This is a genomic window from Streptomyces sp. NPDC007991 (assembly GCF_042958445.1).
Classification (GTDB): domain Bacteria; phylum Actinomycetota; class Actinomycetes; order Streptomycetales; family Streptomycetaceae; genus Streptomyces.
This window is the reverse complement of sequence record NZ_JBIBJD010000004.1, coordinates 635,744-661,067: the sequence shown is the minus strand read 5'-3', so window position 1 is coordinate 661,067 and position 25,324 is coordinate 635,744. Positions and strand designations below refer to the sequence as shown.

The following is a 25,324-nucleotide window of genomic DNA, read 5'->3' as shown; positions in this document are numbered from 1 at the left end:
AGGACGAGGAGGACACCCGTATGGGACAGCCGCAAGCGCAGTCAGATGGGACCGAGGCAGGCAAGCCACCCCTGCGCGTGGGGATGGTGGGCTACGCCTTCATGGGCGCCGCCCACTCCCAGGGCTGGCGCACCGCCGGCCGTGTCTTCGACCTGCCGCTGAACCCCGTCCAGGCCGTGATCTGCGGCCGGGACACCACCGCCGTACGGGCGGCGGCCGACCGCCACGGCTGGGCGTCCACCGAGACCGACTGGCGTGCCCTCGTCGAACGCGACGACATCGACCTCGTCGACATCTGCACCCCCGGCGACAGCCACGCCGAGATCGCCCTGGCCGCCCTCGCGGCCGGCAAGCACGTCCTGTGCGAGAAGCCCCTCGCCAACACCGTCGAGGAAGCCACCGCGATGGTGCGGGCCGCCGAAGAGGCCCACCGGCGCGGGCAGGTGGCCATGGTCGGCTTCAACTACCGCCGGGTACCGGCCACCGCCCTGGCCCGCCGCATGGTCGCCGAGGGCCGCCTGGGCGCACTGCGGCACGTGCGCGTGACGTACCTCCAGGACTGGCTGGTCGACCCGCAGTTCCCGCTGACCTGGCGGCTGCGCAGGGAGCAGGCCGGATCCGGCTCGCTCGGCGACCTGGGCGCGCACATCATCGACCTCGCGCAGTACCTCGTGGGGGAGCGGCTGGCGGGCGTCTCCGCGCTGACGGAGACCTTCGTACGGCAGCGGCCCCTGCCCACCGGCGCCACGAGCGGCCTGTCCGCCGTCTCGTCCGCCGGCACCGGGGAGGTCACCGTGGACGACGCCGCCCTGTTCACGGCTCGTTTCCCCTCCGGCGCCCTCGCCTCCTTCGAGGCCACCCGCTACGCCACCGGCCGCAAGAACGCCCTGCGCATCGAACTCAACGGGGAGCGCGGCTCGCTCGCCTTCGACCTGGAGCGGCTCAACGAGCTGTCCTTCCACGACGGCACCGAACCCGGTGCGGAGGCCGGCTTCCGCCGCATCCTCGTCACCGAACCCGACCACCCCTACCTGGACGCCTGGTGGCCGCCGGGCCACGGCCTCGGCTACGAGCACACCTTCGTCCACCAGGCCCGCGACCTCGTCCACGCCATCGCCGAGGGCCGCAGCCCCGAACCCTCCTTCGCCGACGGGCTCCAGGTGCAGCGCGTGCTCGCCGCCGTGGAGGAGAGCGCAGAGAAGAACTCCGTCTACACGCCGATCGCGGTCTGAGGAGGCTGACGCGCATGCCGCGTACGTTCACGCTGTTCACCGGTCAGTGGGCCGACCTGCCGCTGGAGGAGGTCTGCCGCCTCGCCCGCGACTTCGGCTACGACGGCCTCGAACTCGCCTGCTGGGGCGACCACTTCGAGGTCGACAAGGCACTCTCCGACCCTGGGTACCTCGACGGCCGCCGGGCCTTGCTCGACAAGTACGGCCTCAAGTGCTGGGCCATCTCCAACCACCTGGCCGGCCAGGCCGTCTGCGACGCCATCATCGACGAACGCCACCAGGCGATCCTGCCGGGTGAGGTGTGGGGCGACGGGGACCCGGAAGGGGTCCGGCAGCGGGCCGCGGACCGTATGAAGGACACCGCGCGTGCCGCTGCGGCCTTCGGCGTCGACACCGTCATCGGCTTCACCGGCTCCGCCATCTGGCACCTGGTCGCCATGTTCCCGCCCGCCCCCGAGGCGATGATCGAGCGCGGCTACCAGGACTTCGCCGACCGATGGAACCCGATCCTGGACGTCTTCGACGCGGAGGGCGTGCGGTTCGCCCACGAGGTCCACCCCAGCGAGATCGCCTATGACTACTGGACCACCCAGCGGGCCCTGGAGGCCGTCGGGAACCGCCCCGCGTTCGGCCTGAACTTCGACCCCTCGCACTTCGTGTGGCAGGACCTCGACCCGGTCGGCTTCCTCTGGGACTTCCGCGACCGCATCTACCACGTCGACTGCAAGGAGGCCCGCAAGCGCCTCGATGGACGCAACGGCCGGCTCGGCTCGCACCTGCCCTGGGGCGACCCCAGGCGCGGCTGGGACTTCGTCTCCGCCGGGCACGGCGACGTCCCGTGGGAGGACGTCTTCCGGATGCTGCGCTCCATCGGCTACCAGGGCCCGGTCTCGGTCGAGTGGGAGGACGCCGGCATGGACCGGCTCCAGGGCGCGCCCGAGGCGCTGAACCGCCTCAAGGCGTTCGACTTCGAGCCGCCCAGCGCGTCCTTCGACGCCGCGTTCAACAGCTGAACCACGCACGGGGCGCTGGTCGGCGACGGGGGCCGGTTCCACCGCCGGTCCCCCCTCCGACCTGCCCGGATCCTGCTTTGTCCGGTGCTTGGAAAAAGGTCAACTCATCCTGATCCAAGGGGTGTTCGCCCCGGACGGACGCGGTTACCGTCCTTGAAGTGTTCAAGACACACGTATGTCCGGGGTGACGGCGCACCCCGGCGCCCGCACCGCACGTCTTCGCACCCGTTCCGTACGGCCCATCCCGTTCCCGGAGGGACTTCGTGCACAGAACCAGACAGACAAGCGCCCGCACCCCCAGGCGTCCCAGGCTTCGCACCGCCGCCGCCCTGTTCACCGGCCTGCTGCTGGCCGTGGGCACCCCCGCCACCGTCGCCGGCGCCCAGCCCGGCCAAGCGGAACAGGACGAACCCGTAGCGGCGGAAGGCCAGTTCCAGCAGGTGCCGCTCGCCAAGGGCGCACACGAGACGGGCGAGCCGATGTCGCTCGCCGTGCTCCCGGACCGCAGCGTCCTGCACACCGCGCGCGACGGCACGCTGCGCCTCACCGACCAGGGCGGCGTCACCAAGATCGCCGGCAGGATCCCCGTCTACAGCCACGACGAGGAAGGCCTCCAGGGCGTCGGCATCGACCCGGACTTCAAGAACAACCGGGCGATCTACCTCTACTACGCCCCGCCGCTCGACACCCCCGTGGGCGATGCCCCGGAGAACGGCACCGCCGACGACTTCAAGAAGTTCGACGGCGTCAACCGCCTCTCCCGCTTCGTCCTCAACGCCAACGGCACGCTCAACATGGCCAGCGAGAAGAAGGTCCTGGACGTCGCCACCTCCCGGGGCATCTGCTGCCACGTCGGCGGCGACATCGACTTCGACGCGGACGGCAACCTCTACCTGTCGACCGGAGACGACACCAACCCCTTCTCCTCCGACGGCTACACGCCCATCGACGACCGTGAGGGCCGCAACCCCGCCTTCGACGCCCGCCGCAGCGCCGCCAACACCAACGACCTGCGCGGCAAGCTCCTCCGCATCAAGGTCGCCGAGGACGGCTCGTACACGATCCCGGAGGGCAACCTCTTCGCCCCGGGCACGGAGAAGACCCGTCCCGAGATCTACGCGATGGGCTTCCGCAACCCGTTCCGGATGAGCGTCGACGACAAGACCGGCATCGTGTACGTCGGCGACTACGGCCCCGACGCGGGCGCCGCCGACCCCAAGCGCGGCCCGGCAGGACAGGTCGAGTTCGCCAAGGTGACCAAGGCGGCCAACTTCGGCTGGCCCTTCTGCACCGGTGACAACGACGCCTACGTCGACTACGACTTCGCCACCAAGGAGTCCGGCGAGAAGTTCGACTGCGACGCTCCGAAGAACACCTCGCCGCACAACACGGGATTGGTCGACCTGCCGCCCGCGCAGGCCGCCTGGATCCCCTACGACGACGGCTCCCTGCCCGAGTTCGGCACCGGCTCCGAGTCCCCGATGGCCGGCCCGGTCTACCGCTACGATCCCGAGCTCGACTCCAGCGTGAAGTTCCCCGAGGCGTACGACGGCGACTTCTTCGCCGGTGAGTTCGGCCGCCGCTGGATCAAGCGGATCGAGCAGAACGACGACGGCTCCGTCGCGAAGATCAACGACTTCCCCTGGACCGGCACCCAGATCATGGACATGGAGTTCGGCCCCGACGGCGCGCTCTACGTCCTCGACTACGGCGTCTCCTGGTTCCAGGGCGACGAGAACTCCGCGCTGTACCGGATCGAGAACGCCGAGGACGGCTTCTCGCCGATCGCCGAGGCGACCGCCGACAAGACGTCCGGCGCGGCCGGCCTGAAGGTCAGGTTCACCGGCTCCGCCAAGGACGCCGACTCCCCGGACCTCACCTACAGCTGGGACTTCGGCGACGGCACCAAGGGCGAGGGCCTCAACCCGACCCACAGGTACAAGAAGGCCGGCACCTACAGCGCCACCTTCACCGCCAAGGACCCCGAGGGCAACACCGGCAACGCCAGCGTCCGGATCGTGGTCGGCAACACCGAGCCCAAGGTGAGGATCGACGTCCCCGGCAACGGCACCCTGGCCGAATTCGGCAAGCCCGTCCCGTTCAAGGTGACCGTCACCGACCCCGAGGAGACGATCGACTGCTCCAAGGTCAAGGTCGTCTACAGCCTCGGCCACGACTCCCATGCCCACGAGCTGACCAGCGAGATGGGTTGCGAGGGCACTCTGAAGCCGCCCGCCGGTGACGGCGGCCACGACCCCAACGGCGACATCTACGGCGTCGTCGGCGCCAGTTACACCGACGGCGGGGCGAACGGCCAGGAGGACCTGACCGGCACCGCCCGCACCGTGCTCCAGCCGCCGCACCGCCAGGGCGAGCACTTCACCACCCAGTCGGGCGTGTCGGTGGTCGAGAAGACCGGGGCCAACGGCGGCAAGACCGTCGGCGACATCCACGACGGCGACTGGATCTCCTTCACCCCCTACCGGTTCGACGGGCAGAAGAAGCTGACCGTGCGGGCCTCCTCCGGCGGCGCCGGCGGCTTCGTCGAGCTGCGCACCGGCTCGCCCGACGGTCCGCTGCACGGTTCGGCGTACATCCCGCCGACCGGTGGCTGGGAGACCTTCCAGAACGTCGACGTGCCGCTGCGGTCGCTGCCCAAGAAGACCACGGACATCTACCTGGTCTTCAAGGGCGGCGAGGGCGCGCTGTTCGACCTGGACGACTTCGAGTTCTCCAAGGAGCCGTTCAAGGGCGGCAAGAAGGTCCTGGTGTTCTCCAAGACCGCCGGCTTCCGCCACGACTCCATCCCGGCCGGCATCGCCGCCCTCAAGGAGCTGGGCGGCCCGGCCGGCATCACGGTGGACGCCACCGAGGAGGCCAAGCAGTTCACCACCACCAACCTCGCCAAGTACGACGCGGTGGCCTTCCTGTCCACCACGGGCGACATCCTCGACGCCGAGCAGCAGCAGGCGTTCGAGAACTACGTCAAGAACGGCGGCGGCTACATGGGCATCCACGCCGCCGCCGACACCGAGTACGACTGGGAGTTCTACGGCGGCCTCGTCGGCGCGTACTTCGACTCGCACCCGGCCATCCAGAAGGCCACCGTCCGCGTCGAGGACCACGACCATCCGTCGACCGCGCACCTGGGCGACGCCTGGGAGCGCACCGACGAGTGGTACAACTACCGCACCAACCCGCGTGGGAAGGCCAAGGTCCTCGCCACCCTCGACGAGACCACGTACCAGGGCGGCACCATGAAGGGCGACCACCCGATCGCCTGGTGCCAGAGCTACGGCGGAGGCCGGTCCTTCTACACCGGCGGCGGCCACACCAAGGAGTCCTACGCCGACGAGGCCTTCCGCGCCCATCTGCTCGGCGGCCTGCAGTACGCCACCGGCCAGGTGAAGGCGGACTGCAAGCCGGGCAAGGACTACCGGAAGATCTTCAACGGCCAGACCCTGGACGGCTGGAAGCAGGCCGGCCCCGGCACGTTCAACGTCAAGGACGGCACCCTGGAGTCCGAGGGCGGCATGGGCCTGCTCTGGTACCAGGCCAAGGAGCTGAAGTCGTACTCCCTCAAGCTCGACTGGAAGATGCGGGGCGACGACAACTCCGGGATCTTCGTGGGCTTCCCCGCCTCCGACGACCCGTGGTCCGCGGTGAACAAGGGCTACGAGATCCAGATCGACGCCACGGACACACCCGACCGCACCACGGGCTCCGTGTACTCCTTCAAGTCGGCGAACATCAAGGCCCGTGACCAGGTCCTGCGGCCGCCGGGCCAGTGGAACTCCTACGAGATCAAGGTCCAGGGCGAACGCCTCCAGGTGTTCCTCAACGGAGTCAAGATCAACGACTTCACCAACAAGGACCCCCAGCGGAGCCTGACCGACGGCTACATCGGCCTGCAGAACCATGGCGCCGACGATCAGGTCTCCTTCCGCAACATCCAGTTGAAGGAACTGCCCGTCACGGGCGACTGAACGGCGGCGGGCGGGGGACGCCGGACCCCCGCCCGCCGTCTTCCCTCCCTCCCCCCCTCGGGTTCGCACGATCAGGAGGCTGCCCATGTCCGCGTCCCTCTCCCGACCGCGTGTGGGGGTGTGGCTGATCGGAGCCCGTGGCTCCGTCGCCACCACCGTCGTCACGGGGTGCACCGCCGTCGCCGCGGGGCTGCACCCGCCCACCGGCATGGTGACCGAAACACCGGCGTTCACCGACAGCGGTCTGCCCGCGCTGTCCGACCTCGTCTTCGGCGGCCACGACACCGTCGACTGCCCCCTGCCCAAACGCGCCGAGACCCTGACCACCGGCGGCGTCCTCCCCCCGGGCCTCGCCACCGCGGTCGCCGCCGAACTCGCCGCCGCCGACCGGGAGATCAGGCCCGGAGGCCCTACTGCGGGGGACACCAGGAGCGAGGCCCAACTGATCACGGCCTTCGCCGACGACATCCGCGACTTCCTTCACCGCCATGAACTGGAGCGGGCCGTGGTGGTGAACGTCGCCTCCACCGAACCCGCCTGCCAGGGGGCCGACGCCCCGCTGCCGGCCAGCACCCTGTACGCGCTGGCCGCCCTGCGCGCCGGCTGCCCCTACGTCAACTTCACCCCCTCCGAGGGCATGCACCACCCCGTCGCCGCCCGCGAGGCCGAAGAGAGCGGCATGCCGTACGCCGGTCGCGACGGCAAGACCGGCCAGACCCTGCTGCGCTCCGTTCTCGGCCCGATGTTCGCCCAGCGGGCCCTGACCGTCCGCGCCTGGTCCGGTACGAACCTGCTCGGCGGCGGTGACGGCGCCGCACTGGCCGACCCGGCCGCCGCGGCGGCCAAGAACGCCGGCAAGGAACGCGTCCTCGCCGACACCCTCGGCACCACCCCCCAGGGCGAGACCCACATCGACGACGTCCCCGCCCTCGGCGACTGGAAGACCGCCTGGGACCACATCGCCTTCGACGGCTTCCTCGGCACACGCATGGTCCTCCAGACCACCTGGCAGGGCTGCGACTCCGCCCTGGCGGCTCCCCTCGTCCTCGACCTCGCCCGCCTGGCCGCCCGGGCCCACGAGGCGGGCCTGTCCGGCCCGCTGGACGCCCTCGCCTTCTACTTCAAGGACCCGGTGGGGGACGCGCCGTCGGGCCTGGCCGAGCAGTACGAGGCACTGATCGGCTTCGCCGGGAGGCTTCGGGGAGCGGGGGCGACGGGACCGGGGACACCGCGGCCGGCGGGGCCGGGGGAGGGCGCGAGGCTCCTTCAGGGCGCCGGAGAGGCTGGCGAACCCGGTCCGGCAGAGCGGACCAACGGGACGGAGGGCCTCCGGTGACGCGGCGGCGCCGACGTCCGCGTGGCGGCTCGGGCAGTACGGGGGACACGCCTTCCGGAGGGCACGCCGGCGGCACGGGATGCACGGGCGGCACCGGCCGCCCGGCCCGCGCACGAGCCTGGGCTGAACTCCTCCGTCTCCCGGCCCTGTTCAGCGTGCCCGGCGACGCACTCGCCGGCACGGCCGCCGCAGGCGCACCGCCCAACGCCCGCACCCTGCTCGCCATCGGCTCCTCCCTCTGTCTGTACGAGGCCGGCATGGCCCTCAACGACTGGGCGGACCGCGAGGTGGACGCCGTCGAACGCCCCCACCGCCCCCTGCCCTCCGGCCGCATCCGCCCCGCCGCCGCGCTCACCGCGGCCTGCGCCCTCACCGGAGCCGGACTGGCCCTGGCCGCCCGCGCCGGCCGCCCGGCCCTGGCCGTCGCCGCGCCCCTGGCGGCGACCGTCTGGGCGTACGACCTGACCCTGAAGCACACCCCCGCCGGTCCCGTGGCCATGGGCGCGGCCCGCGGACTCGACCTGCTCCTGGGAGCCGCGGCCACCACCGGCCATACCCGCCAGGCCCTGCCCTCCGCCGCCCTCCTCGGCACCCACACCCTGGCCGTCACGACGGTCTCCCGCCAGGAGGCCCGCGGCGGCTCACCTCTGGCTCCCCTGGCGGCGCTCGCGACGACGGCCCTGCTGACCCGCCTGGTGACACACCGCCCCGGACGTCTCCCGGAAGGCCGCCGGGAAGCAGCCGCCCCAGTCCTGCCGGGCCCGCCGGGCCTGTCGGGCCTGCCGTCCTCCCGTCCCCGACGCCCTGAACCGGGCCGGCAGCCCGCGGCACACCTCACCACCGCCCTCGCGGCCGCCTACGCCGCGACCGCCGCCCGCCCCTACTTCCACGCCGCCCTCAATCCCTCACCTCCTCTCACCCAGCGAGCAGTCGGCGCCGGCATCCGCGCCACGATCCCCCTCCAGGCCACCCTGACCGCCCGCTCCCGGGGCACGTCCACCGCCCTCCTCATCGCGGCCCTCACCCCGCTCGGAGCGAGATTCGCGAAGAAGGTGAGCGTCACATGAGCTCCGACGCCCGATCCTCAGGCAGCCAAGCCACCCTCACGGGGCCGGCCCTCCCTTCCCTCCGCTTCGGCTACGGCACCAACGGCCTCGCCGATCTCCGGCTGGACGACGCACTCCGCCTTCTCGCCGACCTCGGATACGACGGCGTCGGGCTGACCCTCGACCACATGCACCTCGACCCGCTCGCCCCCGGCCTCGCCGCCCGCACCCGCCGGGTCGCGCACCGGCTGGACGCGCTCGGACTGGGTGTCACCGTGGAGACGGGCGCCCGCTATGTGCTCGACCCGCGCCGCAAACACGGCCCGTCCCTGCTGGACCCGGATCCCGGCGACCGGGCCCGCCGCGTCGGCCTCCTCCTGCGGGCCGTGCGGGTGGCGGCCGACCTCGGTGCCCACGCGGTCCACTGCTTCAGCGGGATCGTCCCGGAGGGCACCGACACGGACACCGCGTGGAAGCGCCTGGCCGAGAGCCTCACGCCCGTCCTGGACGCCGCCGCGTCCACCGGCGTCCCGCTCGCCGTCGAGCCCGAACCGGGGCACCTCCTCGCCACCCTGTCCGACTTCCACCACCTCCGCCGCATCCTCGGCGACCCCCAACCTCTCGGCCTCACCCTCGACATCGGCCACTGCCAGTGCCTCGAACCCCTCTCTCCCGCCGACTGCGTGCGCGCCGCCGCCCCGTGGCTGCGGCACGTCCAGATCGAGGACATGCGGCGCGGTGTCCACGAGCACCTCCCCTTCGGGGACGGGGAGATCGACTTCCCGCCGGTCCTGGCGGCCCTCGCCGCCAGCGGCTACCAGGGCCTGACCGTCGTCGAACTGCCCCGCCACTCCCACGCCGGCCCGCACTACGCCGGACACTCCCTCCCGTTCCTCCGCCACGCCGAGCGGACCGCGGCCACAGCCCCGCCGCACCCCGCCCCGGCCCACCAGCAGGCCGCGCCACCCCACGGCGCTCCCTCCACCGCCCCTGAAGGGAGCAGCACCCCATGACCCACCCCCGCACCCCACCAGCGGCGAGAACCGACGGCTTCCAGGACGCCCAGGACACCGGAAACACCCAGGACACCCAGACCCACAGCACCCACACCCCCCGCCCCACCCTCGACACGGCCCTCACCCCCTCCCTGGACGACCTCCGCCGCCACCTCACCGCCCACCTCGACCCCGCCGCCCGCGCCTGGCTCGAGCACGCCCTCGACGAGGCCGCCGCCCACCCCGGCACCCACGGGCCCATCTCCGCGTGGGAACTGCGCCTCGCCGAGGCCGGGCGGCGCTGCGGTGCCGCGTATGCCGACGCCGCACGCGTCCTCGTCCTCGACGCGGCCCGTGCCGACACCGACGCCCTGACCCGGGTGTACTTCCAGGGCACCGCCGACGAACGCCGCGCCGTCCTGCACGCCCTGCCCCACCTCGTCGACGGCCCCGGCGCCCTCCCGCTCGTCGAGGACGCCCTGCGCACCAACGACACACGGCTCCTCGCCGCCGCCGTCGGCCCGTACGCCGCCCGGCACCTGGCCCCGCACGACTGGCGGCACGCCGTGCTGAAGTGCCTGTTCACCGGCGTCCCCCTCGACCACGTGGCCGACCTGACCCGGCGTGCCCGGGGCGACGGTGAACTCGCCCGCATGCTGGGCGACTACGCGGCCGAACGCACCGCCGCCGGCCGCACCGTCCCCGAGGACCTGTACCGCGTCCTGGACCTGACCGAGTCCGTGACCCCGGCCCCCGGCACGGACCACCCCCACGGCAAGGAGTCCTGATGCGCATCTTCGACCCCCACATCCACATGACGTCCCGCACCACGGACGACTACGAGGCCATGTACGCCGCCGGTGTCCGCGCCGTCGTCGAGCCCTCCTTCTGGCTCGGCCAGCCCCGCACCTCGCCCGCCTCCTTCCTCGACTACTTCGACTCCCTCCTCGGCTGGGAGCCGTTCCGCGCCGCCCAGTACGGCATCGCCCACCACTGCACGCTGGCGCTCAACCCCAAGGAGGCGAACGACCCGCGCTGTGTGCCCGTCCTCGACGCACTGCCCCGGTATCTCGTCAAGGACAACGTCGTGGCCGTCGGCGAGATCGGCTACGACTCCATGACTCCCGCCGAGGACGCCGCCCTCGCCGCCCAGCTCCAGCTCGCCGCCGACCACGGGCTGCCCGCCCTCGTGCACACCCCGCACCGCGACAAGCTCGCCGGTCTGCGCCGCACCCTCGACGTCGTCCGGGAGTCCGCGCTGCCCCCCGAACGCGTCCTGGTCGACCACCTCAACGAGACCACCGTCAAGGAGGCCAAGGACAGCGGCTGCTGGCTGGGCTTCTCCGTCTATCCGGACACCAAGATGGACGAGGAGCGGATGATCGCGATCCTGCGCGCCCACGGCACCGAGCAGGTCCTGGTCAACTCCGCCGCGGACTGGGGGAAGAGCGACCCCCTGAAGACCCGCAAGGTCGGCGACCTGATGCTGGCCGAGGGCTTCGGCGAGGACGACGTCGACCAGGTGCTGTGGCGCAACCCCGTCGCCTTCTACGGGCTCAGCGGCCGCCTGAACCTCGACGTCACCGGCACGGAGGCCACCCACGAGGGCAACTCCATCCTCCGCGGCGTCCCGAAGGACCCGGGGGACCCGGACCCCGGCCCAGGAGACGGCGACGAGCCGGCCCGCGTCCCCGCCGCGGGAGCGTGACCCATGCGCTTCCGCCACCCCGACGGCTCCACCGTCCACCTCGCCTACTGCACCAACGTCCACCCCGCCGAGACCCTCGACGGTGTCCTCGCGCAGCTCCGCGACCACTGCGAACCCGTCCGCCGCCGCCTGGGCCGCGACCGGCTCGGCATCGGGCTCTGGCTCGCCAGGGGCGCCGCCCACGCCCTCGACACCGACCCGTCCGCACTGCGCGGCCTGCGCACCGAACTCGACCGGCGCGGCCTGGAGGTCGTCACCCTCAACGGCTTCCCGTACGAGGGCTTCGGCGCCGAAGAGGTCAAGTACCGCGTCTACAAGCCGGACTGGGCCGATCCGGAACGCCTCGACCACACCACCGCCCTGGCCCGCCTCCTCGCCGGGCTCCTGCCCGACGACGTCCGCGACGGCACCATCTCCACCCTCCCCCTCGCCTGGCGCACCGCGTACGACGACGAACGCGCGAAGACCGCCCGCGGCGCCCTGCTCACCCTCGCCGAACGCCTCGACGCCATCGAGGAGCTGACCGGCCGCTCCATCCGCGTCGGGCTGGAACCGGAACCCGGCTGCGTCGTCGAGACCACCCACGACGCCATCGCCCCGCTCACCGCGATCGCCCACGACCGCATCGGCATCTGTGTCGACACCTGCCACCTCGCCACCTCCTTCGAAGACCCGCACACCGCCCTGGACGCCCTCACCGAGGCCCGCGTCCCCGTCGTCAAATCCCAGCTCTCCGCCGCCCTGCACGCCGAACACCCCCATCTGCCCGAGGTCCGCGAGGCCCTCGCCGCCTTCGCCGAACCACGCTTCCTGCACCAGACCCGCACGGCCACCGCCGCCGGCCTGCGCGCCACCGACGACCTCGACGAGGCCGTCGCCGGCCACGCCCTGCCCGACGGCGCACCCTGGCGCTCCCACTTCCACGTCCCCCTGCACGCGGCCCCCGCCGCACCCCTCACCTCCACACTCCCGGTCCTGAAGACCGCACTCACCCGGCTCGTCGGCGGCCCGGCCCCGCTCACCCGCCACCTGGAGGTCGAGACCTACACCTGGCAGGCCCTCCCGCCCGAGCTGCGCCCCCGCGGCCGCAGCCAGCTCGCCGAGGGCATCGCCGCCGAACTCGCCCTCGCCCGCGACCTGTTGACAGACCTCGGCCTGAAGGAGCTGCCATGAGCCACGGCACCCATGAGCGCCCCGACCCGGCCGCTGCGGACCGCCCCACCCCCCTCCTGGTCCTCGACGTCGTCGGACTCACCCCCCGCCTCCTCGACCACATGCCCCACCTCAAGGCGCTCGGCCGGTCCGGCTCCCGCGCCCCGCTGGGCACCGTCCTGCCCGCCGTCACCTGCGCCGCCCAGTCCACGTTCCTCACCGGCACCATGCCCTCGGAGCACGGCATCGTCGGCAACGGCTGGTACTTCCGCGAACTCGGCGACGTCCTCCTGTGGCGCCAGCACAACGGCCTCGTGGCCGGTGACAAACTCTGGGACGCCGCCCGCCGCGCCCACCCCGGCTACACCGTCGCGAACATCTGCTGGTGGTACGCCATGGGCGCCGACACCGACATCACCGTCACCCCCCGTCCGGTCTACTACGCCGACGGCCGCAAGGAGCCCGACTGCTACACCAGGCCGGCCGCGCTGCACGACGAACTGACCGACAAACTCGGCACGTTCCCCCTCTTCCACTTCTGGGGCCCCGGCGCGGACCTCGTCTCCAGCCGGTGGATCATCGACGCGACCCGCCACATCATCCGCACCCGGCACCCCGACCTGACGCTCTGCTACCTCCCTCACCTGGACTACGACCTCCAGCGCTTCGGCCCCGACGACCCGCGCTCCCTGAAGGCGGCCGCCGACCTGGACGCCGCCCTGGCACCGCTCCTGGACGACGCCCGCGGCGAGGGCCGCACGGTCGTCGCACTGTCCGAGTACGGCATCACCCCCGTGAACCGGCCCGTCGACATCAACCGCGCCCTGCGCCGCGCCGGGCTGCTGGAGGTGCACACCCAGGACGGCATGGAGTACCTCGACCCGATGGCCTCCCGCGCCTTCGCCGTCGCCGACCACCAGATCGCCCACGTCTATGTGCGCCGCCCGGAGGACCTCGACGCCACCCGGGCCGCCCTCGACGGCCTGCCCGGCATCGGTCAACTCCTCGACGACGAGGGCAAGAAGGCCCACCACCTCGACCATCCGCGCGCCGGCGAACTCGTCGCCGTGGCGGAACCCGACGCCTGGTTCACGTACTACTACTGGCTCGACGACGCCCGCGCGCCCGACTTCGCGCAGCTCGTCGAGATCCACCGCAAACCCGGCTACGACCCGGTCGAGCTCTTCATGGATCCCCTCGACCCCTACGTCAAGGTCAAGGCGGCCACCGCGCTGGCGCGCAAGAAACTCGGCATGCGCTACCGCATGGCGGTCGTGCCCCTGGACCCTTCACCTATTCGCGGCAGCCACGGCCGCCTTCCGGCGAGCGACGACGACGGTCCGCTCCTCATCTGCTCCACCCCCCGCGCTGTCGGCGACCGCGTCGCGGCCACCGATGTGAAGTCACTGCTGCTCCGACTCGCCGGTCTCGACTGAGGCCGTAACGCCCAGTCCCGACTGGTCACAAGTGAAGCACTCACCACTGACAACGCCCCGCGATCACCAGGAGTTCCACGCATGAGCCGCTTCTCCCAGCCCGACCCCGAACTCACCCACCGCCTCACCAGACGAGGCATGCTCGGCGTGGCCGCAGGCGCCACCGCCGCCGCCCTGCTCGGTGCCGCCGCCCCCGCGACAGCCGCCACCGGCACCACGTCCGCAGCCACCGGCACGGCCTTGGGCGCCAAGGGCCGCGGCCGCCCCGTCCTGCCACCCGGCCGCCTCGGCATCCAGCTCTACAGCCTCCGCGACAAGGTCTCCACCCTCGGCTTCGGCCCCGTCTTCGCCGAACTGGAGAAGTACGGCTACGACGAGGTCGAGTTCGCCGGCTACACCCAGGGCTCGGCCGGTCCCATCACCCTCGCCCAGCTCAAGCGGCTGGCCCGCAGCCACGGCCTGAACCCGATCGGCAGCCACGTCGGCTACTACTCCGACGACCCGAACGCCTACACCTTCGCCCAGAACCTCACCAAGGTCCTCGACGACGCCCAGGCCCTCGGCCTCAAGCACATCGGCACCGCCTCCGGCCCGTTCCGCTACGGCTCGACCGTCGACGCCTGGAAGCGCGCCGCCGAGGAGTTCAACACCTACGGCGCGGCGGCGAAGGCCCGGGGCATGAAGTTCTACCAGCACAACCACTCCGAGGAGTTCGGCTTCGCCACGGACAACCCGAAGGTCCGCCTCTACGACGTCCTGCTCAAGGAGACCGACCCGGACCTCGTCCACCTGGAGATGGACATCTACTGGGCGTATGTGGGCCAGTTCCGCTTCTCCAAGCGGCCCGACGGCACGCCCGCCCCGTTCGAGCCGCTGGACTACGTCCTCAGGCAGCCCGACCGCTACCCGCTGTTCCACGTGAAGGACGGGGAGAGCGACCCGTCGAACCCGTACGGCTACCGCATGACCGACGTCGGCGACGGAGACATCGACTACCAGCGGTTCATCTCCGCCGTGACCCGGCTGCGCGGGCACCGCATGGCCCACCACTGGCAGGCCGAGCACGACAACCCGGCCGAGTCCTTCACGTTCGCACGCCGCTCCAGCGCGCACCTGCACTCGCTGCGGGAGAAGTGCTGAGGGCCGCACCGGCATGAGGAGGCCCCTCCCCGAACAGGGAGGGGCCTCCTCATGTGGGGGACGGTCAGCTCACCGGCTGTGGCTGCGCGCGTCCTGGCTCGGCCTGGGCGCGTCCCGGCTGGCGCAGCAGCAGCGCGACGGCCGCCGCGAGCATCGACACGCCGCCGGCGAGCGCGTACGCGCCGTTGTAACCCCAGGCCGCCACCACCATGGAGCCCAGCCCGCCGCCGAACAGACCGCTGATCAGCTTGCCGCTGTAGACCAGCCCGTAGTTGGTGGCGTTGTAGTTCTCCCCGAAGTAGTCCGGTGTGAGCGCAGCGAACAGCGGATAGAACGCGCCGCCGCCGAAGCCGGACAGGAACGCGAAGAACAGGAACAGCCACTCGCTCTTCAGGTCGCCCGCCCAGATGACGCCGAACTGGGCGAGGCCCAGCACGACGATGACGAACACCAGGGTGGACTTGCGGCCCCACCGGTCGGACAGCCAGCCCACGATGCCGCGACCGACGCCGTTGACGACGGCCATCACGCCCATGGACGACGCCGCCACCAGCGGTCCGAAGCCCACCTCCTTGGCGAAGTCGACCTGGAAGGAGATCCCGAAGATGGACACGCCGGCGGTCATCACCACGGAGAGCCACATCAGGGGCAGCATGCCCGTCCTGATGGCCTCCTTCGGGGTGTACTGGCGTACCGCCGGAGGGTTCTTGGCGAGGCTCGTGGCGTTCCTCCGGTCGCCGGAGCGGGCCAGCGGATCGATGTCGGCCGGCCACCAGTTCTTCGGCGGGTCCTTGAAGAAGAACGCGCAGGCCAGCACCACGATCATGACGTAGCAGCCGATGAGGTCCAGGACGCGGTGGTAGTTCGCCGTGTCGAAGCCGTAGTTGAAGATGAAGATGAACGGCAGCGACCCGTACGCGAACCCGCCGTTGACGAAGCCCGTGCGGGCGCCACGCCGTTCCGGGAACCACTTGCCGACCATGTTGATGCAGGTGGCGTAGACGAGCCCGGCGCCGATCCCGCCGACCACGCCGAAACCGAGGATCGCCAGCAGCACGTTGCTCAGGTGCGACAGGGCGAGGAACCCCAGCAGGCACATGCCCGACCCGAGGTACATGGCCGTGCGTGCCGTCAGACGGCCCTTCTCCCGCAGCCAGCCCGCGGGGAAGGCGATGCCCGCCTGGAAGAACACCCAGACGCTGAGGATCCAGAAGGTGTTGCTCTGCGTCCAGCCGTGCGCGTGGGACAGGGTGTCCTCCGCGGAGCCGTACGCGTACTCGAAGACGCTGATGGCCATCATGGCGATCCACGGCAGATACACCATGAGCTTGCGCGAGTGGCCGAGGATGTCCCGGTCGGTCTCGCCGACGCGGTAGACGCGGCCGTGTGCGTCGGTGACCTCGCGGTAGGGACGGTGTGCGGCGTCGGAGGGTGTGCAGGAGTTGCTTGCTGTGTACGGATCTGCCGTCATGTCAGGCCGTGTCCTCGCCGAGCGGTCGCGGGTTGGGAGCGATGCGGCGCCTTTCCTTGTCGCGTCCCGGCGGGGTCAGGAACAGTGCCACACAGCCGGCGAAGAGGGAGATGGAGCCGGCCAGGATGAAGGCACCGGAGTGTCCCCAGGCGCTGACGACCACGGCGCCCATGCCCGCTCCGAGACCGGAGACGAGTTTGGCGCTGTAGACCATGCCGTAGTTGGACGCGTTGTTGTTCTCGCCGAAGTAGTCGGCGGTGAGGGCCGCGAACATCGGGAAGATGGCGCCGCCGCCGAAGCCGGAGATCGCGGAGAAGACCAGGAACAGCGGAAGGTTCTTGCTCTCGGCCGACCAGAGGATGCCGTACTGGGCGAGACCCAGGATGAGGCAGACCACCAGCAGGCACCGCTTGCGGCCGTAGAGGTCGGAGAGCCAGCCGATGACGCCCCGGCCGGTGCCGTTGACGACCGCCTTCAGGGACATGGCCGTGGCCACGATGCCGCCCGCGAACCCGGCCTCCTCACCGATGTCCACCTGGAAGGCGATCCCGAAGATGTTCACGCCGGACGTGCACGCCAGGCAGAACCACATCAGCGCCACCCGGCCGGTCTTCCACGCCTCCATGGGGGAGTACTGGCGCACCGCCGGCGGGTTCATCCGCAGCGAGCGGGCCGCGCGCGGGTCGTCGGGCGGGTTCAGCGGGTCGATCGTGGCGGGCCACCAGTTCTTCGGCGGGTCCTTGAAGAAGTAGCCGGAGCACGCGACCACCCCGGCCAGGAACACACCCACCGACACCAGCACCCAGCGGAAGTTGGTCAGGTCCATGTAGCCGTTGAAGAGGAAGACGAAGGGCACCGAGCCGTAGGCGAAGCCGCCGTTGACGAATCCCGTCTTGCCGCCCTTGCGCTCCGGATACCACTTGCCGACCATGTTGACGCAGGTGGCGTACACCATGCCCGCGCCCATGCCGCTGAACATGCTGAAGCCGATGTAGGCGAAGACGACCTGCGGCGCGAAGGCCAGCGACAGGTAGCCCAGCAGCGTGCCCGTCGCGCCGAGCATCATCGCCCAGCGGGCCGGAAGTTTTCCGCTCTCCCGCAGTTTGCCCGCGGGGAAGGCCACCGCGGCCTGGAAGAAGACCCACACGGTCATCATCCAGAAGATGTGCATGCTGTCCCAGTGGTGCGCGGTGTGCAGGGTGTCCTCGGCGGACGCGAACGCGTACTCGGCGGAGGAGATGCCCATCATGCCGACCCACGGCAGGATGACCATCCACTTGCGTTTGCGGCCCATGATGTCGATGTCGGTCTCACCGATGCGGTAGACGCGTCCGTTCGCGTCCGTGACCTCTCGGTAGGGAACCGTGGTGGGCAGATCGGTCGTTGTCATGTCGTGTCGCACCCCTTGCGTCGAAAGATCTGGCCAGCGCCCCCTGTCCCATGCCTTTCGTGCGCGTGCGGGTCCCGGGGCCGGCCGACGCGCACCGTCGGCCGCCCCCCCGCTCCCTCACCTCATGTACCGCCCCCCAGCGACTGTGCCGCCCGCGCCCAGCGGTACTTCGCGCCGAGCACGGCCACCGGCTTCTCGGTCGTGTACGGGTAGGCGACGACCCCGCGCTCGAAGAGGTACTGGCAGGCCTCCTCGACCTCCACGTCCCCGGCGAGCGACGCCACGACCGGCTTCTCGATCCCCCGCTCCCGGAACTCGGCCACCACGCGCGCGGTGAGCTCCGCGAAGACCATGGGAGGAGTGACGATGGTGTGCCAGTAGCCGAGGACGAGCGCGTGGATGCGCGGATCCTCCAGACCCAGCCGGATCGTCGCCTCGTACGTCGACGGCGGCTCGCCCCCGGTGATGTCCACCGGGTTGCCCGCGGCCCCGAAGGGCGGGATGAACGTCCGGAAGGCCTCGTCCAGGTCCGGCGGGATCTCCATCAGCGACAGGCCGTTGTCCGTCACCGCGTCCGAGAGCAGCACACCGCTGCCCCCGGCTCCCGTGATGATCACGACGTTGTCGCCCTGGGGGGTGGGCAGCACGGGCAACGCGCGCGCGTACTCCAGCATGTCGTTCAGCCCCGGCGCCCTGATCACCCCGGCCTGGCGCAGGATGTCGTCGTACACGGCGTCGTCGCCCGCCAGGGCGCCGGTGTGCGAGCCGGCCGCCTTCGCACCCGCCGCCGTACGCCCCGCCTTCAGCACGACCACGGGTTTCTTCGGCACGGTCGCCCGCGCGGCCTCCACGAAGGCGCGCCCGTCCTTGAGGTCCTCCAGGTGCATCGCGATGCACTCGGTGCGGGGGTCCTCCCCGAACCAGGTCAGCAGGTCGTCCTCGTCCAGGTCCGACTTGTTGCCGAGTCCGACGATCGCCGACACGCCCGTCTTGGTGGTGCGGGCGAAGCCCAGGATGGCCATCCCGATGCCGCCCGACTGCGAGGTCAGCGCCACCCCGCCCTTGACGTCGTACGGCGTGCAGAACGTGGCGCACAGGTCCTGCCAGGTCGAGTAGTAGCCGTAGATGTTCGGCCCCAGCAGCCGCACTCCGTGCCGCTCGGCGATCGCCACGATCTCGGCCTGGAGTTCGTGTTCACCGGTCTCGGCGAACCCGGAGGGGATCAGTACGGCGTTCGGGATGCCCTTGCGTCCCACCTCTTCCAGGGCGGCGGCCACGAACTTGGCGGGAATGGCGAACACCGCCACATCCACCTCACCGGGAACGTCCGTGACACTCTTGTACGCCTTGCGGCCCAGAATGTCATCGGCCTTGGGATTCACCGGGTGGATGTCGCCCGCGAAACCTCCGTCGACGAGGTTGCGCATCACCGAGTTGCCGATCTTGCCCTGTTCGTTGGAGGCACCGATCACGGCGACCGAACCCGGCTGCATCAGCCGGCGCATCGACGTGAGGATCTCCTCCCTCGAGTACGTCCGGCGCGGCTCGGGCTGCGACTCGGCGAGGATCACCCGGATGTCGGCCGCAACCGCCCCCTCCGCGGTGGCGATCACCGGGTTGAGGTCGACCTCCGCGATCTCCGGGAAGTCCGCGACGAGTTGAGACACGCGGCGGATCTGCTCGGCGACGGCCCACCGGTCCACGCCCGCCTGGCCGCGCACCCCGCGCAGGATCTCCGCCGAGCGGATCGAGTCCAGCATCGACAGCGCCTCGTCGGCGTCCACCGGAGCGAGCCGAAACGTCACGTCCTTCAGGACCTCGACCAGCACGCCGCCGAGCCCGAACGCCACCACCTTCCCGAACGTCGGATCCGTGACGGCGCCGACGATGACCTCCTGCCCCTTGGGCAGCAACTCCTGCACCTGCACACCCGAAATACGAGCCTTCGGGTCGTACGCACGGGCGTTGTCGATGATGGTGTGGAACGCCGCCCGTACGTCCGCCGCGCCCTCGACCCCGACGATCACCCCGCCGGCGTCGGTCTTGTGCAGGATGTCCGGCGAGACGATCTTCATCACGACGGGCCCGCCGAAACGCGCCGCGAACGCCACCGCCTCGTCGACGTCACTCGCCAGCTCCTCGCCCGGTACGGCGATCCCGTACGCGTCGGCGATCACCTTGCCCTCGGGCGCGGTCAGCGCGGTCCGCCCCTCGGCGCGCACGGAGTCCAGGACGCCCCGCACCCGCAGGACCCGGTCTTCGGCCATCACGTCAGATCACTCCGTTCGACTTGAGCAGGCGCACTTCCTCGTCACCGAGGCCGAGTTCGCCGACGTAGACCTCTTCGTTGTGCTCGCCGAGGAGCGGCGAACTGGTCACCTCGACGGGGGAGTCGGACAGCTTCAGCGGGCTGCCGACGGTGACGAAGTCGCCGCGCTCGGGGTGCGGGACGGTGACGACCATCTCGTTGGCGACCAGCGACCGGTCCTCGATGATCTCCTTGGTGGACAGGATCGGCCCGCACGGGATGTTGTGCGCGTTGAGCCGTTCCAGCACCTCCCACTTGGGCAGCGTCGAGGACCACTCCTCGATCAGCTGGAACATCTTGTTGAGCTTGGGCAGCCGCGCCTCGGGCGTCGCCCACTCGGGGTCGTCCGCCAGCTCCGGCCGGCCGATGAGCTCGCTGATCGGCCGCCAGCCCACGGGCTGCACGATGACGTACACGTAGTCGTTCGGGCCGCCCGGCGCGCACTTGACCGCCCAGCCGGGCTGGCCGCCGCCGGACGCGTTCCCGGACCTGGGAACCTCGTCGCCGAAGTCCTCGTTGGGATATTCAGCGAGCGGCCCGTGTGCCAGACGCTGCTGGTCCCGCAGCTTCACCCGGCACAGGTTCAGTACAGCGTGCTGCATGGCCACGTTGACCCGCTGCCCGCGCCCGGTGCGCTCCCGTTGGTAGAGCGCGGCGAGGATGCCCGCCACGGCGTGCACGCCCGTCCCCGAGTCCCCGATCTGGGCTCCCGTCGCCAGCGGCGGCCCGTCTTCGAAACCGGTGGTCGACATCGACCCGCCCATGGCCTGCGCGACGACCTCGTACGCCTTGAAGTTGGTGTACGGGCCCTCGCCGAACCCCTTGATGGAGGCATAGACGATCCGTGGATTGATCTCCCGGATGCGGTCCCAGGTGAAGCCCATGCGGTCGACCGCGCCCGGTCCGAAGTTCTCGACCATGACGTCGGAGCGCCGGATCAGCTCGGTGAGGATCTCCTTGCCGCGCTCGGTCTTGGTGTTGAGGGTGATGCTCCGCTTGTTGCAGTTGAGCATCGTGAAGTAGAGGGAGTCGACGTCCGGCAGGTCACGCAGCTGCCCCCGCGTGATGTCGCCGGTCGGCGCCTCCAGCTTGACGACGTCCGCGCCGAGCCAGGCGAGCAGCTGGGTCGCCGACGGCCCGGACTGGACGTGGGTCATGTCCAGGACGCGGATGCCTTCGAGGGCCTTGGTGGAGGTAGCGGTCATCGGGGGCACCTCACTTGTACATGGTCTGGTTCATGGTTCCGGGGGCGTACGCGTCGGGGTCGACCCAGACGTTGATCAGGGACGGCTTGCCGGACTCGCGGGCGCGCCTGAGGGCCGGGCCGATGTCGGCGGGGTCGCGGACCTCCTCGCCGTAACCGCCCAGCATCTGGGCGAACTTGTCGTAGTGGACGTCGCCGAGGGTGTTGCCGACCCGCTCGCGTTCCTTGCCGTACTTGGCGGCCTGGCCGTAGCGGATCTGGTTCATGGAGGAGTTGTTGCCGACGATGCCGACGAAGGGGAGGTCGTAGCGCACGAGCGTCTCGAAGTCCCAGCCGGTGAGGGAGAACGCGCCGTCGCCGAAGAGCGCGACGACCTCCTTGTCGGGCCGTGCCTGCTTGGCCGCGAGCACGAAGGGGACGCCGACGCCGAGCGTGCCGAGGGGACCGGGGTCCATCCAGTGCCCGGGCGACTTGGGCTGCACGACCTGCCCGGAGAAGGTGACGATGTCGCCGCCGTCGCCGATGTAGATCGAGTCCTCGGTGAGGAAGTCGTTGATCTCGCTGACCAGCCGGTACGGGTGGATGGGCGAGGCGTCCGACCTCAGGCTCGGCAGCCGCTTCTCCAGAGCGGTCTGCTCGGCAGCCCGCAGCTCGTCCAGCCACTCCTTGCGCTTCGACGCCCCGCCGTTGATACGGCCGGAGGCCGCCTCGACCACCGACTTCAGCACCAGCCCCGCATCGCCCACGATGCCGAGGTCGATGTCGCGGTTCTTGCCGACCGTGCGGTAGTCGAGATCGATCTGCACGACGGTCGCGTCCGGTGACAGCCGCTTGCCGTAGCCCATGCGGAAGTCGAAGGGCGTGCCGACGATGACGATGACGTCGGCATGGGAGAAGGCGTACCGCCGCGAGAGCTGGAAGTGGTGCGGGTCGCCGGGCGGGAGGGTGCCACGGCCGGCGCCGTTCATGTACGCCGGGATGTTCAGCGTGCGCACCAGCTCGATGGCCGATTCCGTCCCCCGGGTCGTCCACACCTGGCTGCCGAGCAGGATGGCCGGCTTCTCGGCGTGCACCAGCAGGTCGGCGAGCTTCTCGATCGCCTCCGGGTCGCCGGCCGAGCGGGTCGAGGCGCGGTAGGCGCCGGCCTGCGGCACGCGGGCCTTGGACGCGGGCACCTTGGCGTCCAGCACGTCACGCGGGATCTCCAGGAAGGAGGGCCCGGGTGCGCCGTGGTAGCACTCGCGGAACGCCATGGACACCATGTCCGCCGCGCGCGCCGTGTCGGGCACGGCCGCCGCGAACTTGGTGATGGGGTTCATCATGTCGACGTGCGGCAGGTCCTGCAGCGACCCCATCTTGTGCTGGGTGAGGGCCCCCTGACCGCCGATCAGCAGCATCGGGGACTCCGCGCGGAAGGCGTTGGCGACACCGGTGACGGCGTCGGTCGTCCCCGGTCCCGCGGTGACCACCGCACAGCCTGGCTTGCCGGTGATGCGCGCGTAACCGTCGGCGGCGTGGGCGGCGACCTGCTCGTGACGGACGTCGACGACCTCGATGCCCTCGTCGACGCAGCCGTCGTAGATGTCGATGATGTGGCCGCCGCACAGCGTGTAGATGCGGTCGACCCCCTCGGCCTTCAGCGCCTTGGCTACGAGATGACCACCGGAAATGACGTCCTGGGTGTCGTCGGGCATGGCGAAGTCCTGTCCCTTCGTAGGGGGTTGGAACGTCTCGCGGTACATTGCATACAGTCGACGAATACTGTATGAACCTTGTTATCCCGCATCCGATGGGGTGGTGTCCAGGGGGCGTGCGGCACTTTCAGACAGGAGCCGAAGATGGACCTGTACGAACACCAGGCAAGGGAACTCTTCGAAGAACACGGCATCTTGGTGCCGCGGGCCGAGGTGACGGACTCACCCAAGGAGGCCCGCGAGATCGCGCGCCGGCTCGGCGGCCGGGTCGTGGTGAAGGCCCAGGTGAAGACCGGTGGCCGGGGCAAGGCAGGCGGTGTCAAGCTCGCAGCGGACCCGGCCGCAGCCGAACTCACCGCCCGTCAGATCCTCGGCATGGACATCAAGGGGCACCGGGTCGGCACAGTGATGCTGGCCCAGCCCGTGGACATCGACACCGAGTTCTACGTGTCCTATGTACTCGACCGTGCGGCGGGCCGCTTCCTCGCGATCGCCTCGGCCGAAGGCGGCATGGAGATCGAGGAGGTCGCCGCCACCCGTCCCGACGCCGTGGCCCGCGTCCCCGTCGACCCCGCCGAGGGCGTCACCTCCGCGAAGGCGGGCGAGATCGCCGAGGCGGCCGGACTGCCGCCGCAGACCGTCGACGTCCTCGTACGGCTCTGGCAGGTCCTCGTCCGCGAGGACGCCCTCCTCGTCGAGGTGAACCCACTCGTCCGCACCCGGCAGGGGCAGATCCTCGCCCTCGACGGCAAGGTCACCCTCGACGACAACGCCCGCTTCCGGCAGGCACGCTGGGGCGCGGACGACACCGGACACGACGACCCGCTGGAGGCGGCGGCCGCCGCCAAGGGCCTCAACTACGTCAAGCTCGACGGCGAGGTCGGCATCATCGGCAACGGCGCCGGACTCGTCATGTCCACCCTGGACGTGGTCGCGGGCTGCGGCGCCCGGCCCGCCAACTTCCTCGACATCGGCGGCGGCGCGAGCGCCCGGATCATGGCGGACGGACTGTCGGTCATCCTCTCCGACCCGGCCGTCACGTCCGTCTTCGTCAACGTCTTCGGCGGGATCACCGCCTGCGACGCGGTCGCCGACGGCATCGTCCAGGCCCTGGACACCGTCCGCCTCACCAAGCCGCTCGTCGTGCGCCTCGACGGCAACAACGCGCCCCGGGGCCGCGCCATCCTCGACGAGCACGCGCATCCGCTGGTCCAGCAGGTCACCACCATGGACGGCGCCGCCCGCCGGGCCGCCGAACTCGCCGCCACAGCCTGAGGGGACGTCATGGCCATCTACCTCACCAAAGAGAGCAAGGTCCTCGTCCAGGGCATGACCGGCAGCGAGGGCATGAAGCACACCCGGCGCATGCTGGCGGCCGGCACGAACGTCGTCGGCGGCGTCAACCCGCGCAAGGCGGGCCGCACGGTCGACTTCGACGACCGAGCCGTGCCCGTCTTCGGCACGGTCGCCGACGGGATGCGCGCGACCGGGGCGGACGTCACCGTCGTCTTCGTGCCGCCCGCCTTCGCCAAGGCCGCCGTCCTCGAAGCCGCCGACGCAGGCATCGGCCTCGCGGTCGTCATCACCGAGGGCATCCCCGTCCACGACTCCGTCGCCTTCACCGCGTACGCGAGGGAGAAGGGCACCCGGGTCGTCGGCCCCAACTGCCCGGGCCTGATCACCCCCGGCCAGTCCAACGCGGGCATCATCCCGGCCGACATCACCAAACCGGGCCGCGTCGGACTGGTCTCCAAGTCGGGCACGCTGACGTACCAGCTCATGTACGAGCTCCGCGACATCGGCTTCTCGACCTGCGTCGGCATCGGCGGTGACCCGGTCGTCGGCACCACCCACATCGACTGCCTCGCCGCCTTCCAGGACGACCCCGACACCGAACTCATCGTCCTCATCGGCGAGATCGGCGGTGACGCGGAGGAACGGGCGGCGGCGTACCTCCGCGAGCACGTCACCAAGCCGGTCGTCGGCTACATCGCCGGGTTCACCGCACCCGAGGGCAAGACCATGGGGCACGCGGGCGCCATCGTCTCCGGATCCTCCGGCACGGCACAGGCGAAGAAGGAGGCGCTGGAGGCGGCCGGGGTGAGCGTGGGCAGCACCCCGACCGAGACCGCGAACCTCGTGCTGGCGCGGCTCGAAGCACGTCCCGGAGAACAACGGCAGTGAGCCAGGTCCCGCCCCCGACCGTGCAGCGA

The 25,324-nt window shown here is 70.9% G+C and carries 18 protein-coding genes; 13 read left to right on the top strand and 5 right to left on the bottom strand.

Translation table 11 applies throughout. The annotated features are described in order from the left end of the window. Positions 1-20 precede the first annotated feature (20 nt). From ACFZDA_RS14550 to ACFZDA_RS14500, 11 genes are all read left to right on the top strand, one after another. Entirely contained in the window at positions 21-1,232 is a 1,212-nt protein-coding gene (locus ACFZDA_RS14550) for a Gfo/Idh/MocA family oxidoreductase (protein WP_391080016.1), read from the top strand. A gap of 14 nt (positions 1,233-1,246) precedes the next feature. Further along, entirely contained in the window at positions 1,247-2,245 is a 999-nt protein-coding gene (locus ACFZDA_RS14545) for a TIM barrel protein (RefSeq protein ID WP_391080014.1), read from the top strand. Positions 2,246-2,508: 263 nt separating this feature from the next. After that, positions 2,509-6,231 carry a ThuA domain-containing protein gene (locus ACFZDA_RS14540; RefSeq protein WP_391080011.1) on the top strand — a complete coding sequence of 1,241 codons (3,723 nt, stop codon included), beginning with the start codon at positions 2,509-2,511 and terminating at the stop codon, positions 6,229-6,231. An 85-nt stretch (positions 6,232-6,316) separates the two neighbouring features. Next, positions 6,317-7,567, top strand: coding sequence for an inositol-3-phosphate synthase (locus tag ACFZDA_RS14535; RefSeq protein WP_391080008.1), 1,251 nt, complete (start codon positions 6,317-6,319; stop codon positions 7,565-7,567). 146 nt (positions 7,568-7,713) lie between these two features. After that, complete coding sequence (locus ACFZDA_RS14530; RefSeq protein ID WP_391080178.1) at positions 7,714-8,634, top strand: SCO3242 family prenyltransferase; 921 nt, start codon at positions 7,714-7,716, stop codon at positions 8,632-8,634. Continuing rightward, positions 8,631-9,626, top strand: coding sequence for a TIM barrel protein (locus ACFZDA_RS14525; RefSeq protein WP_391080005.1), 996 nt, complete (start codon positions 8,631-8,633; stop codon positions 9,624-9,626). The genes ACFZDA_RS14530 and ACFZDA_RS14525 overlap by 4 nt, the downstream gene beginning before the upstream one ends. Continuing rightward, the gene (locus tag ACFZDA_RS14520) at positions 9,623-10,396 is read left to right on the top strand and encodes an EboA domain-containing protein (protein ID WP_391080002.1); all 774 of its coding nucleotides are present in this window, start codon (positions 9,623-9,625) and stop codon (positions 10,394-10,396) included. Before ACFZDA_RS14525 ends, ACFZDA_RS14520 begins: the two co-directional genes overlap by 4 nt. Then, entirely contained in the window at positions 10,396-11,316 is a 921-nt protein-coding gene (locus tag ACFZDA_RS14515; RefSeq protein WP_391079999.1) for a TatD family hydrolase, read from the top strand. The genes ACFZDA_RS14520 and ACFZDA_RS14515 overlap by 1 nt, the downstream gene beginning before the upstream one ends. 3 nt (positions 11,317-11,319) lie before the next feature. Further along, positions 11,320-12,489 (top strand): metabolite traffic protein EboE, encoded by a 1,170-nt coding sequence (eboE, locus tag ACFZDA_RS14510; RefSeq protein ID WP_391079997.1) that lies wholly within the window; start codon positions 11,320-11,322, stop codon positions 12,487-12,489. Then, positions 12,486-13,904 carry an alkaline phosphatase family protein gene (locus tag ACFZDA_RS14505; protein WP_391079995.1) on the top strand — a complete coding sequence of 473 codons (1,419 nt, stop codon included), beginning with the start codon at positions 12,486-12,488 and terminating at the stop codon, positions 13,902-13,904. The genes eboE and ACFZDA_RS14505 overlap by 4 nt, the downstream gene beginning before the upstream one ends. Before the next feature lie 81 nt (positions 13,905-13,985). Further along, the gene (locus ACFZDA_RS14500; protein ID WP_391079992.1) at positions 13,986-15,044 is read left to right on the top strand and encodes a TIM barrel protein; all 1,059 of its coding nucleotides are present in this window, start codon (positions 13,986-13,988) and stop codon (positions 15,042-15,044) included. A 64-nt stretch (positions 15,045-15,108) separates the two neighbouring features. Here the strand turns inward: ACFZDA_RS14500 and ACFZDA_RS14495 are convergent, their stop codons facing one another. The 5 genes from ACFZDA_RS14495 to ACFZDA_RS14475 form a co-directional block, all read right to left on the bottom strand. Then, complete coding sequence (locus ACFZDA_RS14495; RefSeq protein WP_391079989.1) at positions 15,109-16,515, bottom strand: MFS transporter; 1,407 nt, start codon at positions 16,513-16,515, stop codon at positions 15,109-15,111. 1 nt (position 16,516) lies between these two features. After that, a complete protein-coding gene (locus ACFZDA_RS14490) occupies positions 16,517-17,905 on the bottom strand; it encodes an MFS transporter (RefSeq protein ID WP_391079986.1) in 1,389 nt (462 codons plus the stop codon). 122 nt (positions 17,906-18,027) lie between these two features. After that, on the bottom strand, positions 18,028-20,172 hold the full coding sequence (locus tag ACFZDA_RS14485; RefSeq protein ID WP_391079983.1) for an acetate--CoA ligase family protein: 2,145 nt from the start codon (positions 20,170-20,172) through the stop codon (positions 18,028-18,030). Between the two features lie 4 nt (positions 20,173-20,176). After that, entirely contained in the window at positions 20,177-21,418 is a 1,242-nt protein-coding gene (gene frc, locus ACFZDA_RS14480) for a formyl-CoA transferase (RefSeq protein WP_391079981.1), read from the bottom strand. 10 nt (positions 21,419-21,428) lie between these two features. Then, positions 21,429-23,111 (bottom strand): thiamine pyrophosphate-binding protein, encoded by a 1,683-nt coding sequence (locus ACFZDA_RS14475; RefSeq protein WP_391079978.1) that lies wholly within the window; start codon positions 23,109-23,111, stop codon positions 21,429-21,431. 144 nt (positions 23,112-23,255) lie between these two features. Here ACFZDA_RS14475 and sucC point away from each other — a divergent pair, with 144 nt between their 5' ends. Continuing rightward, a complete protein-coding gene (gene sucC / locus ACFZDA_RS14470; RefSeq protein ID WP_391079975.1) occupies positions 23,256-24,386 on the top strand; it encodes an ADP-forming succinate--CoA ligase subunit beta in 1,131 nt (376 codons plus the stop codon). A 9-nt stretch (positions 24,387-24,395) separates the two neighbouring features. Further along, a complete protein-coding gene (gene sucD / locus ACFZDA_RS14465; protein WP_391079972.1) occupies positions 24,396-25,295 on the top strand; it encodes a succinate--CoA ligase subunit alpha in 900 nt (299 codons plus the stop codon). Positions 25,296-25,324: the final 29 nt, after the last annotated feature.